We start from the raw sequence: 13,078 nt of genomic DNA, 5'->3' as shown, positions 1-13,078 counted from the left end.
ATTATACCCACAACCCGCATAAAAAGAAACAGGCAGAAAGCCGAAGCCCCCTGCCCGAATCGCCCCTATCCGATCAGGATTAGTGCACGCACTTCAGTTTGGACTGCCCCGCATCTTCCTTGCGGGTCGGCAGCATGCGGTTCTGCTCGTCCACGAAAACCAGCTTGGGCTCGTGGCTGAGGGCCGCCTCGTTGTCCATGGTGACGAAGCTGGCGATGATGACCAGATCCTTGGGGGCCACCAGGCGGGCGGCGGCGCCGTTGAGGCAGATGACGCCGGAACCGCGCTCACCCTCGATGGCATAGGTTTCCAGACGGCTGCCGTTGGTCACATCCCATACCGCCACCTTTTCGTAGGAGACGATGTCCGCCGCATCCATCAGGTCACGGTCGATGGTGACGCTCCCCTCGTAATGGAGGTCGGCTCCGGTCACGGTGGCACGGTGGATCTTGCTCTTCAACATGATTCTCTGCATGGTTACAACTCCTCTCCCACTATGGTGTTATCGATCAGTCGCGTCTGTCCAACTTTGACCGCCAGCGCCACGAGCGTACCGCTGTCCACGGTCTGCGACGGTTCCAGCGTGGCGCCGTCACGCACTTCCACATAGTCGATGGTGGCCAGGGGCTCCCGGGCGATAACGGCCAGGACCTCGTCTTTCAGGGTTGCTGCGGAGCGTTCTCCGGCGGCGTACCGATCCCGGGCCCTCATCAGGGCACGGGAAAGGCAGAGGGCCGCCTGCCGTTCCGCCGGAGCAAGGTAGCTGTTCCGCGAGCTCATGGCCAGGCCATCCGCCTCCCTGACGATCGGCATGCCGACCACCTGCAGCGGCAGGTTCAGGTCGGCCGCCATGCGCCGGATGACGGCCAGTTGCTGGTAATCCTTGCGGCCGAACAGGGCCACGTCCGGCTGGACGATGTTGAGCAGCTTGGTCACCACCGTGGCCACGCCGTCGAAGTGTCCCGGCCGGCTGGCGCCGCACAGGGGTCGGGAAAGCTCCCGCACCGCCACGCCGGTCTGAAAACCGGGCGGGTACATGCCGGCGCTCGTGGGGGTGAAGACGATGTCCACGCCGCACGCCTCCGCGGTACGACAATCCCGCTCCCGGTCCCGGGGGTAGCTGTCCAGGTCTTCGTTCCGGCCGAACTGGATCGGATTGACGAAGATGGAGAGCACCAGGATATCGCCCCGCCTGCGCCCCTCCCTGAGCAGCGAGGCATGCCCTTCATGCAGGTAGCCCATGGTGGGAACGAAGGCGATGGTTTTGCCCTGGCGTTTAAGGTCCAGGGCGGTTTGCTGCATCTCATCGATGGTCGAAATAATCTTCATAGCGTTCCTGTTGTATGCTTCCCCCTTTCCTTAAGGGGGGCGTTTACTCGTAACCTGAATCCGATGACGCCTGAACGGCGGAGCGAGCGGCATGCCGGAGTCCAAACGCCGCCGCGCCGCAGCATGCCGGATGTGCCGCGCGTCCTCCGCCACGGTGGAGACACGGCCAACCATGTCGGGACTGAGGCATGCCGAGCGAGCGGAGCCGTGAAGGCGTCATCGGATTCAGGCCCTAATTGAACGAATGCTCGGCAGTTGGGAACTCTCCCCCCCGCACCTCTTCCACGTAGCTTTTGACCGCTTCGGTGATGATCGGTGTCAGTTCGGCGTAGCGCTTGACGAATTTGGGCGAATACTTTTCGCACAGCCCCAGGATGTCGTGGATCACCAGCACCTGGCCGTCGCACTCCGGCCCCGCGCCGATGCCGATGGTGGGGATGGAGAGTTCGGCCGTGATCCGGGCCGCCAGCGGGGCCGGTATCCCTTCCAGGACCACCGAAAAGGCGCCGGCCTCCTGGACCGCCCGGGCATCCTCCATAATCCGCTCGGCCTGGTCCTTGCGCCCCTGCACCTTGTACCCCCCCATGCGGTGGATCGACTGGGGGGTCAGGCCGATGTGGGCCATGACCGGGATGTCGATGGCGGATACGGCGCGGATGACGGAGGCCATATTCACGCCCCCCTCGATCTTCACCGCCTCGGCGCCCCCCTCCTTGATCATCCTGCCGCAGTTGCGGCAGGCATCCTCGATACCGGTCTGGTACGACATGAACGGCATGTCGGCCACCACCAGGGCCCTGGGGTCGGCGCGCCGGACCGATTTCGTATGGTAGAGCATCTCATCCATGGTGACCGGCAGGGTCGTGTCGTGACCGGCCACCACGACGCCGGCCGAATCCCCCACCAGGATCATGTCCACCCCCCCTGGTCCACGAGGCGGGCAAAGGGGAAATCGTAGGCGGTCAGCATGGTGATGCGCCGCCCTTCCTGCTTCATCTGGAAGATATCCGGTATGGTCGTTTTCTTTCTCATGCGCTCCTCCGTCCCCGGAAACAAAAAACGCGCCGGAAAGGCGCGATATCGTTCAGTGCACAAGCCATGCGATGCACTGTCGGGTATTCCCTTCCGTCCCGGTTCGCTCTCGAATCCTGGCGGTATATGATCCTGCTCTCCGGTCCCGTGGCTGATCGACCCCCTGTGGGTAGCCGTCATGAGAACCGAACATCTCTTTATATCAAAAAGCCTATAAAAGGGCTACAAAAAAATACGTCGTTTTACCCGGCCGAGCGGAATTGCCGGGGAAACCCGCATGAGAGGAGCCCTGCGGGGATTCCGGCAGCCTGTCAGGTATGCCGGCTCCTCATGGACTCCAGTTCCTTGATCACTTCCGCGCTCTGGTCGCGGCGGGTCTCCATGTTGTCGAACATCTCCTTCACCATGGCGCCGACCGACTCCACGATCCGGCTGATGCGGAGGCCGTCCTCCACCTGATGGGAGGTGGAATCCACCATCTCGTGGGCCATCTCCTTGATGGTCTCGATGGAGCGGGCGATGCTCCGGGTGGCCTTGGACTGGTCGGTGGAAGCCGCAAAGATCTGGGTGGTCATGGCGCTGATGTCCTCCATGGACTTTGCCACCAGATGGACGCTCATGGCCTGCTCTTCCGTAGCCTGCTTGATCTGCTGGGTCATGTCCATGGAGCAGACCGAGCGGTCGAAAATGGCCTTGAGGGTCTCTCCGGTGGAATTGCCCAGTTCCACGCCGCGCTGCACCAGCCCCTTGGTGGCGGTGATGTTGTTGGCGGCGGTCCTGGATTCGCTCATGATCTGTTCGATGATGGAGGTGATCTCGCTGGTGGAATGGCCGGTCTGAAGCGAAAGGGTACGGATCTCCTCGGCCACCACGCCGAAGCTCTTGCCGTACTCCCCCGCCTGGGCGGCGATGATCGAGGCGTTCAGGGCCAGCAGGTTGGTGCGCTTGGTGATGTCGTTGATCACGTTGACGATGTTCTCGATCCGGTTGCTGTTCTCGGACAGCCGGGTGATGGCCTCGTAGGAGAGCACGACCGAGGACTGGATCTCGGCCAGGGAGGCGATCGTCTCGGCGACCACGGCGCGGCTCTCGTCCGCATTGGACTTCACCTGGCTGGAGACCTCGTGGGAGATGGCGGCGCTTTGCTCCACGCTGCTGATGGTGCTGCTGATCTGCTCCATGGCCGATGCCGATTGCAGTACGATGCCGGTCAGGTGGTCCAGATTGCGGGTGACCTGTTCGATGGTTACGGAGATTTCGCTGACGGCGGTGCTGGTCTCATCCACCGAGGCCATGACCCCTTCGGCGGCCGAGGCGATGACAGCCGATCCGTCGGCAACCGACTCGACGCTTTCCTCCAGGTTCTGGACGTTTTTGAAATGCTGTTCGCGGCTGCTCAGCAGGAAGGCGAAGGAGTTTTCCATCTCCGAGGTCAGGGTGTCGATGGAGGCCAGGAGGTTGATGCGGGTAATGGCCGACGCCACCTGATCGGCGAAGAGCATGATCGTATCCACGTCGGAATCGTTCAGGGCGCGGCGGCTGGATTTGTTGTCGATGCCGAAAACGCCGAGAGCTTCGCCCTTGACCACGATGGGGCAGAGGATGAAGCTCCGGGAGCGGAGCGGCTCCAGGCTGTTGTAAGGGGCCTGCAGGTGGTACTCGTCGGGATAGCGGGACATGTCGTCCACCAGGAAGACCTTTCTCTCGGCCAGACACTTGTAGACCACGCCGATCTGCCCGTCGAGGGGCAGCGTCACGCCGCCGGCGTCGAAATCGTCCGTACCGGCGGTCGTGACGAAACGGAGTTCCGTCCCGTTCTGGACCATGAGGACGTTGACCCGCTCATAGCCCAGCACTTCGTGAAGCCCCGCGGCGCACAGGCGCAGGATCTCATCCAGATCGAGGGACATCTGCAGCTTGCTGCTGATCTGGTGGAAATTCTTGATGTTGTTGTCCAGCACCTTGTAACGGTTCTCGAAGATCTCCTTCTGGGAGGCGACCTCCCGGTGGAGGGCGTTCAATTCCGTGGCCCGCTCGCGCAGTTCGTCGTCGTTCCGGCCGATCAGGTAGCCCAGGGCGGCCAGAACGATGGCGGTCCCGAACCCCATGTAGTTGTACATGACAAGATGTTCGGACGAGGCGAAGATATCGCCTGAGATCTGCCCCAACAGCGGCTTTCCGCTATCGTAGAACAAGAGTGTGCGGATGATGATCCAGCCGATGGGGGCGCTGCTGCCGAGTAGGAAGCCGGACAGCGCCAAGGCCTTGGAGCGTTTTCTCGCCATGGGTTCTTTACGCACGATGGTCGTCTCTCACTTTTCCGTGGTAAACTTTTCGTCGATGGAGTGGTAGATCTCCTCCATTGCCTTCTCGGCATCCTCGCTGTTATAGGCAATGATGTTCTTCAGGTGGGTGTAGGAGTCCAGGTCGATCTTCTCGAAGGAGAACGCGATGCCGTTCTCGGCCTCCCGGCTTACCCTGCCGCTGAAGCCCACAAACAGCTCCGGGGATGTTCCCGTCAGGACGATGGTGATCTCCACCGGCTCGCCTTCCGGCAAACGTTCCTCGGTGATGAGCAGCATGCCGCTCATGCTGAGGTTCTCCACGTTGCCGTAAAACTGGCGGTCCGCCGTTTTCACGGTGGCATTGACCCGGAAGGGGACGCGGGAAAACTTTCTCGTACTACTCATGGAAGTGTCTCCTGAATTCGTGCCGGCGCGGCCAGTGCCTCCGCAGCCACCGACCGCACCCGGCGTGTGGTTGCGCCGAACGACTCTTTCGGTCAGTCCTCGAAATTGCCTTCCGGCCCCTTGTCGCCGACAATGGCTTTCGCCCGCTCCACGATCTGCTCCCTGGTCCAGTGGGCGGGGTCCTCCACCTGGCTCCCCTTGGGGCCCAGGTCGTGGGAGCCGGCCCTGAGGATCGCCTCCAGGGCCAGCGGCGCCGTATCCCGACTGTTGAACACCTCGGTCATCATCTTGTAGGCGAACTCCTCGACCCGTTTGGCCATGCGTTCCCTGACCGCCTTCGGCTGCGCCAGGAGCTTGTTCTCAAAGGGGAGGTTCAGGTTCTTGTAGTCCCCCTTCTTCCACCCCTTGGCTTCGGCATAGGCGACCATCTCGGCCCACAACTCCTCGGTCATCCCCTCGCCCGGCACCTTGATGAAGTTGCCGTTTCCGTCCAGTTGGGCGTTGCCGTAGTCGTTCACCTCCAACCCCCAGGAGATCATCTGCAGGGCGGTGGCCACGTTGGCCTTGGTGGTGGCGGTCTTCTGGGCGATCTCCCGCAGGCGCTCGGAGCTGTTGCCCGAGGTGCCGTGCTGGGCGCCGCTCAACTTGTAGGGGGCCAGGGCGTGATGGATGTCGGCGGTCAGGCCGACCTGGATGCCGGCGTCGCTCGCTTCGAGGCCGTGGGTGGTCCCGTTGTTCAGGGCGATCCAGTCGGGGAAGATCTCATGGGCGTTTAGCCCCTGGATCAGGAACTTGGCCTCGGGAACGGTGGAAAGCCCCTCTTTCCCCTTGATCTCGCCCACCTCGGTCTCAAGCCCCGCCCATGCGGGGATGAACGGGTTGATCTCCAGGTTGGCCAGCAGGTTCTGGTCGTCGGGGAGGTGGGAGGCGTCGATGGCGATGGAGGTGATCCCCGCCTCGAACATGGTCGGGACCTCCACCTTGGCGGCGGCCAGGTCCTTGTCGTTCTTGATCCCGTAGTGGTCGGCGTGGATGGCCACCGGCACGGTGATCCCCAGTTCGTTGCACAGGGCATCCACGATGCGGGCCATATTCCAGTAGTTGACGGCGCAGTAGGCCTTCTGCCCGCCCTCCGACTTGGCGATCTCGATGATGAGAGGGGCATTGGCCCGCTGGGCGGCCGCAAGCGCGCCCCGGATGACGAAGTAGTTGCGGCCGTTGGCGGCCAGCGCCACCGCCTTGCCCTTGGCAAGCATGGCCCGGTCGATGACCTTGCCGCTGACGATCAGCGCCTTGGAGTTGGGAAAGAGAGCGCAGATAGTGGGGGGACGCCCCACCTGAAGCGCTTTTTCGAAATCTGCCGTGTAAGCCATACCACCCTCCTTTTATCGATAGTGTCGGTATCCCGCCATAACATGCCAGTGCTGTATTCTTTTGAAATCACGGAGCTTTTCAGCCCGTATACAGCCGTCTATAAATATCATGTAACCGCCCCGGAATCAAGGAGTAAACAGTGCACTTCCCTGTTGCCAGACCGGGACGCATCGCCTATAATCGGCCACTCGGAGTCGAGAGCCATGCCCCACGTCATATCATTCACACCCGCGTTGCTGGACACGCACTGCATCGTTGATGTCCGCACCCCCTTGGAATTCGCCGAGGACCACCTGCCCGGCGCCGTGAACGTCCCGATCCTGACCAACGAGGAACGGGCCGAGATCGGCACCCTCCACAAGGAGGCGGGTCCCCGGCAGGCGCGCATGCGCGGCCTGGAGCTGACCTGCGGCCGCTTTGCCGCCATGGTGCACGAGGTGGTTGCCCATGCGGCCGGCCGGCAGGTGCTGGTTTACTGCTGGCGCGGCGGCCTGCGCAGCCTTTCCATGGCCATACTGCTGGAGATGAGCGGCTACCCGGTGGCGCAGCTCAAGGGAGGCTACCGGGCCTTCCGCAACCAGGTCGTCTCCTACTTCGAGAATTTCGCCCCCCCCGGGCCGCTGCTCGTCATCCACGGCATGACCGGCACCGGCAAGACCACCTTCATCAACGGCCTGGACCGGGATCGGTGGACCGTGATCGACCTGGAAGGGTTGGCCTGCCATCGCGGCTCCGCCTTTGGCGAGGTCGGGCTCGTGCAGGCAATCAGCCAGAAACACTTCGACACCATCCTGTGGGACGCATTCCGCAACGCCCCCGAGGGGCGCCCGATCGTCGTGGAGGGGGAAAGCCAGCGCATCGGCAGGATATCGCTCCCCGGCAGCGTCTATGAGACCATGGGCAAGGGGTGCAAGATCTGGTGCCATGCCTCCCTGGAGACCCGGGTGCAGCGGTTGTCCGCGGAGTATGCGTGCGTGGAGTACCGGGAGTCCATGGCCGTGGCCCTGGAACGGATCAGGAAAAAGCTGGGGGGGGTGCGGTACACCGAAATCACGGCGCTCCTGGAGCGCTGGGACGTGGGAGGGGTTGCCCGGGGGCTGATCGAACACTACTACGACCGGCTCTACTACAAAAACCGTCCCTGGACCCCGGACGCGGAGATCGACCTGGAGGATTTCAGCCTGGCCGGAGAGCATTTGGCCGAGTTCTGGAGCGAGCGGCAGCGCCGCCCGTAGCAGGTTGTTGAAAAACAGCCATCTCGCCGCCGTCCTCGAAAGCCCTCTTGTGCGGCGTAGCACTGCTACGCCTCCGCGGGGCTTCCTGCGGGTGCGACGATCTGACTATTTTTGAACAACCTGAGTTTTTCAATAACCTTCGTGCCTCTGCGGCTCCGTGGCAAAGCTATTTCCAGGTTCAACTTCCCGGTGAAATGATCAACTCCCCTCCTGCGGCCGGCAGGCGGGCGTGGTCAAAGCAATCTGCGGCCCAGTGGAGGATCTCGTCGCACGACGCACCGGCCAGGTCATGGGGCGGCTCCTGCCCCAGAAAACGCAGCACCCCCAGCAGCAGCGCCCCCTCCTTGCCACGCCAGTTCCCCAGATGATGGGAAACCAGGTTATCCCGCTTGCTGAGCTTGGCCCCGCCCGGCCCGGTCACCAGGGGGATATGGCAGTAGACGGGCCGCGCAAGCCCGAGCAATCCCTGGATGTAGACCTGCCGCGGCGTGGAAGGGAGCAGGTCCTCGCCCCGCACCACCTGGGTCACCCCCGTAAGGTGGTCGTCCACCACCACCGCCAACTGGTAGGCGATCTCCCCGTCCCCGCGCCGCACCGCAAAATCCCCGCACCGCTCACCCAGATGCTGACAGACCGGCCCTCTGTGCAGATCGTTGAAACAGACCTGCTCGTCCGGCACCCGCAGGCGCCAGGAACGCACCGTCGCCCCCTCCCGCATCCCGTTCCGGCAGGTGCCGGGGTACGGCAGGCAGTCGTCGTCCGGGTGGGGCGCCGACGCGGCCTGGGCGATCTCCCGGCGCGAGCAGCCGCAGGGATAGACCAGGCCGGTTGCAAGCAGTTCGCTGAAATAGTGCCGGTATGCTTCGCGATTGGAACTTTGCCGGGAAATCTCCCCGTCCCAGTGCAGGCCGAAGAGTTCCAGGGTCTCCATGATGTCGTCGGCCATGCCCGGCACCTGGCGCGGGGCGTCCAGGTCGTCGATGCGCAGCAGCCAGCGCCCTCCCGCACTTTTGGCCATGAGCCAGCTGGCCACGGCGGTGGCCAGGGAGCCGGTATGTAAAGCGCCGGTGGGTGACGGAGCGAACCGGCCCACGGGTGGCTTGGGGATTTCGTCGGACATGCAGGAGTTTCCCGTTTCTTCGGATGCGGCCCGGCGGAGGGAAGACATGACCTTTGTCATCCATCGTTGCCGCTTGGGCGCACCATATCATATTTCCCATGGCGGGATACAGCCGCTCCCTGATGATCAGGCCCCCCTCTAAAAAAGCGGGATTCAGGGGGATTTGCCCACTGGAAAGCTACACCCTCTTTTGTGCCGCTTTATAGACCTCATCATTTCGCCGTGGCCCGACGGCAACAATCAGGACCTCAATTGTATCCGCATTGACCCGGTACACGATTCTCGTGTCGCCCGTTCTGATCCTGCGGCACCCCGAAAGATCGCCCGACAGCGGCTTGCCGGTTTTGTCCGGCTCTCCATGCCGAATGCGCTTTTCGATTACGCCCAGGATTGCCCTTGCTTCGCTGCGTCCGAGCGCTTCGAGGTCGTTCGCCACCTCATGATGATAGATTACCTGCCACGCCATGGTTAATCATTACCGGCAAAGCGTTTCATCATCTCGTCATGGCTGATGGCCCTGGAACGGTCAAAGCTGTTCAGTCGCTCCCGCGCCGTAAGTTCGATCCTCAGATCATCCAGTTCATCCATGAGGGATTCGTAGATCTCGACCGGCAGCATGACGGCAGCGGGGCTGTTGTTGCGCATAACGACATATTTCTGCTGCTTGCCGCTGCTCAACCGGTCAAAGATCGTCTTTGCCGAGCGGGAAACATCTGTGACGGATACAGCTTGATCCGAACGTTCAAGAAGGGCACTCATGGCAACCTCGCATCTGATTTTTATATGATAATTATCATGTATAGTTATGGATAATGCAAGATGAAATTTGTAGTTGCACCGTCACCGAACTTTGCCCGACCAGTTCTAAACGCAGAATCAGACTTAACAAACCTGTTGACATCCAGGGGGGGCATTATGAAGCATACCCGTTCTAAACAAAAGCACCCTATCCGTCGCCCAATGAATTGGCCTCAGGGTGACGTTGTGCCCATTCTTCGTTGGATCGTATTGTCAGGTGTGGCGAGATGAAAAGAATGTTTCTCGGTGAGGAAAAAACGGGATTGTGTGGTATCTCAAGAAGGAGGTAGAGGCCTATCAAGCATTGCGAGTAATCCAAAACAATCGAATAACCTACTTCACCCTGCTACCCCTCCAGGGTTCGTCTCTCTTCTTCCACTGGTCTTGATCCGTCTGAAGATATGGTTACGGTCATGGATGATAGCACGTCATATGGGGTTGTTATTCCTGTAAATCCTTTTCTGTCGTCATACCAGATATGGCTGATATCAGGGAATAACTTTGGATTAAGCGGGTGCTTGGCATTAGAGTTGTGATACATTGTGAGGCTGTCAGACCATGATTCTTCATATTTTTCAGAATCTACATCGATGGAGAAAGGAGTAGGAAATAGAGCCCTTGGATCAGGATTATACAAGAAACCACATCTTATCATTTTGACATTCTTGCTGACAATTCCAGCAAGCTTGCCCATCCTGTTAAACTTAGTTATCGTTGCTGCGTTGGAAAACAATACCGCACTCACATTTTCAGAGCCTGGTTGTGCAAAGAAATTAGATGGTATAGTCTTTCCCGCCCATGTATGGTTCTCTATTTTTTCCATAATAGGTTCAAACTCGCCATCATCGCGTTTAGTCACACGGGTTCGAACACCATATAGATAGTCACACAATCCTGTTCGTGACCATGTCATAGAACCTGGCATATGAAAATCGTGGATGGCAAAGATAAGCGGTTTTCCGGTGACATGTGGTTTGTCCCAGTATTTTTTTGCAATTTTGAGTAAAGAGTACTTCCATATTTTATTGGTAGGTAGTCTCTAATTAGTATAGCCGCTTCTTCGTTTGTTGTTGGGGGAGCAGGATCGGGCCTTTCTTTGTTTTGGCTAGGATTAACCGTTACTGCTTCAATAAACAGCTCTTCTCCAAATACAGAAATGTGATAATCAGGAGCCACACAATCTCTAATAATTGAGGCTCCTGTGTCGTACAAATATACATACAAATATAATTCCCAAAGGCGAGAATCAAATCCGTTAGTTTGAAATTCTTTTATGTAATTACCGTCTACGTCTATATAACTATAAGCTATCTCGTTGATTAAATATTTAGCTGCCTCAAATCTGGGCTCTGTTATTAAAACCTTGAAGTAAGGGTGAAGTTGCTGGTTCTTTACGCATGGAATCAGTATTTCATTTGGAATTTGCTTTTCATCACCCTGTGGGTAAAGATCCTGCCCATCGTTGTTGAATTTCAAAACAACAGACTCCAAAGCTTTTTCTGCATCTTCTGGAGTTTTATAGAACTCACTTCCCATATCTATACAGCGGAACATCTTAGAAGCATCCCGCCCTAAGATCACGTAGCCATAATCTTTGTCGGTGTAGTCTAAAACAACGACAGCTAATATTTTTCTGTCAAACGCTTCATACCAGGATACTTCCATAGAAAGCATTCTTAAAAGGGGGTTTCTGGAATAGCAGTAGGAGTCGAATTGTCTTTTGGTAATTTTTCGTAAATTCACTTTTCTATTAGGCTCCAAATTATGCAAGTGTGTTGGGGACCTTGAGATGTTCACATAACTTTTCAAAATAATTCGATGATCACTCAACGTTCTAATCCTGACCGTCTGGCTCTTTCGGTCGGTCGTAGCGCTGGTTGTCATGATCTCAGGAATTTTCCCAACGATCATCCCAGTGAGTTATGAAATTATGACGAATGTCGTCACCGTTTTTGCTTTTAAATAAGTGGATTATGTACTTTTCAAAGTCTAGAATTGTAGCTTCAACAAACTTTTGAGGATTTATGTTTAAGTGATCTCCGACGATTTCCAATGCCTCACTGTGATTATGAGAAACATACGTCTTTCCATCTGTAAACCCACAGTGAAACAGCCCACATCGCGCTTCTTCCCAAAGGCGCTTGATTGCATCTTCAGCAGCCGTCGGGAATATTCGTTTTGCACTTTTTGTAAACCACGCTCCGGATTTTACTCTTGGAGTGCTTTTTCCTTCACGGAATTGCTCAACTCCTTCAATGTATGATAGAGCTATCGATAAGGCTACATAGTCATGAGGAGATTGATATTTAACCATTGGTTTAGCTAATCCTAAAAACCAATTGGTCACACGATCCTCATACACTTTTACCTTCACTTCAAACTCTGTATCCGGGTATCGAGACTTATCCCTAATATCCACAAACTCGTTACTTGCCTCATACCATCTGAAATTTTCGCTTACAAACAATGGTTCCACTGTACCTCCTTAAACTTTGACAACGACATGCACCCTTGACCTGCACCGGGGCGCTTCTCAGTCCCAGAGCACAATGAAGAGACAGGCACCAATCACTCTCTTAATCAGGTGACAGAAGAAGTCGGCTATCGCCTGACTGACCTTGGCATCTATCCTCATTTATCACAATTTGGTGCCCGTCATCTTATTTGTCCTCTATTTGTCTAAGAAATAGTCAACTGTAACAACCACCCTAACACGCTTGTTAGGGTCAGAGATTCCTGAATAATTACCTTCTCCACCTTCATTTTGGACCTGAGAAGGTTGATCTCTATCGGAGATTGAAAACAGTCCTTGACTCGCTCTTCGGATTGAACCAACCTTACTTCCACTGTCTTGCGCAAATTGTGTTGCTGCTGCACGCGCACTCTTTGTCGCTTCAGCCATCATTGCCGGTTTTATCTCATTCAATTTGGAAAATATGTACTTGGGGCCTATCCCTTGCCAGTCGTTCTTAGAAGAAAGGACTACACCGGCTTTCACAAGCTCATCAGTCATCTTGCTCACCTGTGAAACCTTGTCAATCTTATTGGAGCGAAGAAGCACCGTTGCATCTAAAACATAACGCAACATTTCATTAATGTTCTTTTGTGAAAATTGGCCCGCCTGCCGATCCGTTACTCTTAAATCCTCATTGGATATCTCCTCATCGGTAAATCCGTTCTTTTTCAAGAATTGCGCTACCTTATTTCTTGTTAATTCCAGTGTTTGGCTTGAATCAGCAAGATTGTTTCCCGCAACGCTTATTTTTATTGGCCATACGGCCAAATCAGCTTTTACGTCGCGTTCAGAAACTCCTTTAACGGTGACGTAGCGTTCTCCCTTTCTCGCCTCTTGCACCGAGTGCCCAAAAATAAATGAGCCAATTACAACACCCAGAAAAATCCCGACAGCCAGAAACTTATTCGATGCTGTATCCATATGATTTCTCCTTCTTATTTAAGCGCAATAAAAGGACAGGCAGCAATTACACTTTTGATCAGGT

13 protein-coding genes and 1 pseudogene are annotated in these 13,078 nt (G+C 56.9%); 1 reads left to right on the top strand and 13 read right to left on the bottom strand.

Going from position 1 to position 13,078, the window contains the following annotated elements:
- Positions 1–79: 79 nt before the first annotated feature.
- The 6 genes and pseudogenes from panD to FO488_RS02090 all read right to left on the bottom strand — a co-directional run bounded on the left by panD (position 80) and on the right by FO488_RS02090 (position 6,424).
- Positions 80–475: an aspartate 1-decarboxylase gene (gene panD / locus FO488_RS02115; RefSeq protein WP_149209015.1), complete on the bottom strand. Its 396-nt coding sequence runs from the start codon at positions 473–475 to the stop codon at positions 80–82.
- 2 nt (positions 476–477) lie between these two features.
- Positions 478–1,329: a pantoate--beta-alanine ligase gene (gene panC, locus FO488_RS02110; RefSeq protein WP_149209014.1), complete on the bottom strand. Its 852-nt coding sequence runs from the start codon at positions 1,327–1,329 to the stop codon at positions 478–480.
- Between the two features lie 232 nt (positions 1,330–1,561).
- A pseudogene (panB, locus tag FO488_RS02105) lies at positions 1,562–2,361 on the bottom strand (3-methyl-2-oxobutanoate hydroxymethyltransferase).
- A gap of 311 nt (positions 2,362–2,672) precedes the next feature.
- On the bottom strand, positions 2,673–4,646 hold the full coding sequence (locus FO488_RS02100; protein ID WP_149209013.1) for a methyl-accepting chemotaxis protein: 1,974 nt from the start codon (positions 4,644–4,646) through the stop codon (positions 2,673–2,675).
- A 27-nt stretch (positions 4,647–4,673) separates the two neighbouring features.
- Complete coding sequence (locus FO488_RS02095; RefSeq protein ID WP_149209012.1) at positions 4,674–5,051, bottom strand: PilZ domain-containing protein; 378 nt, start codon at positions 5,049–5,051, stop codon at positions 4,674–4,676.
- Positions 5,052–5,143: 92 nt separating this feature from the next.
- Positions 5,144–6,424: a class II fructose-bisphosphate aldolase gene (locus FO488_RS02090; RefSeq protein ID WP_149209011.1), complete on the bottom strand. Its 1,281-nt coding sequence runs from the start codon at positions 6,422–6,424 to the stop codon at positions 5,144–5,146.
- 204 nt (positions 6,425–6,628) lie between these two features.
- Here FO488_RS02090 and mnmH point away from each other — a divergent pair, with 204 nt between their 5' ends.
- Positions 6,629–7,660 carry a tRNA 2-selenouridine(34) synthase MnmH gene (gene mnmH, locus FO488_RS02085; RefSeq protein ID WP_149209010.1) on the top strand — a complete coding sequence of 344 codons (1,032 nt, stop codon included), beginning with the start codon at positions 6,629–6,631 and terminating at the stop codon, positions 7,658–7,660.
- A gap of 178 nt (positions 7,661–7,838) precedes the next feature.
- Here mnmH and gluQRS read toward each other — a convergent pair whose 3' ends face one another.
- The 7 genes from gluQRS to FO488_RS02050 form a co-directional block, all read right to left on the bottom strand.
- Positions 7,839–8,780 carry a tRNA glutamyl-Q(34) synthetase GluQRS gene (gene gluQRS / locus FO488_RS02080; protein WP_149209009.1) on the bottom strand — a complete coding sequence of 314 codons (942 nt, stop codon included), beginning with the start codon at positions 8,778–8,780 and terminating at the stop codon, positions 7,839–7,841.
- A gap of 178 nt (positions 8,781–8,958) precedes the next feature.
- Complete coding sequence (locus FO488_RS02075; RefSeq protein ID WP_149209008.1) at positions 8,959–9,246, bottom strand: type II toxin-antitoxin system RelE/ParE family toxin; 288 nt, start codon at positions 9,244–9,246, stop codon at positions 8,959–8,961.
- A 2-nt stretch (positions 9,247–9,248) separates the two neighbouring features.
- Positions 9,249–9,539, bottom strand: coding sequence for a type II toxin-antitoxin system Phd/YefM family antitoxin (locus FO488_RS02070; protein ID WP_149209007.1), 291 nt, complete (start codon positions 9,537–9,539; stop codon positions 9,249–9,251).
- 385 nt (positions 9,540–9,924) lie between these two features.
- Complete coding sequence (locus FO488_RS02065) at positions 9,925–10,437, bottom strand: hypothetical protein (RefSeq protein WP_149209006.1); 513 nt, start codon at positions 10,435–10,437, stop codon at positions 9,925–9,927.
- A gap of 50 nt (positions 10,438–10,487) precedes the next feature.
- Entirely contained in the window at positions 10,488–11,243 is a 756-nt protein-coding gene (locus FO488_RS02060) for a hypothetical protein (protein WP_149209005.1), read from the bottom strand.
- Positions 11,244–11,466: 223 nt separating this feature from the next.
- Positions 11,467–12,054: a hypothetical protein gene (locus FO488_RS02055; protein WP_149209004.1), complete on the bottom strand. Its 588-nt coding sequence runs from the start codon at positions 12,052–12,054 to the stop codon at positions 11,467–11,469.
- Between the two features lie 195 nt (positions 12,055–12,249).
- The gene (locus tag FO488_RS02050; RefSeq protein ID WP_149209003.1) at positions 12,250–13,014 is read right to left on the bottom strand and encodes an SIMPL domain-containing protein; all 765 of its coding nucleotides are present in this window, start codon (positions 13,012–13,014) and stop codon (positions 12,250–12,252) included.
- Between the last annotated feature and the right edge of the window lie 64 nt (positions 13,015–13,078).

The organism is Geobacter sp. FeAm09 (assembly GCF_008330225.1).
Taxonomy (GTDB): domain Bacteria; phylum Desulfobacterota; class Desulfuromonadia; order Geobacterales; family Pseudopelobacteraceae; genus Oryzomonas.
Note: the sequence above shows the minus strand (reverse complement) of the source record. Positions and strands in the feature narration are given on the sequence as shown.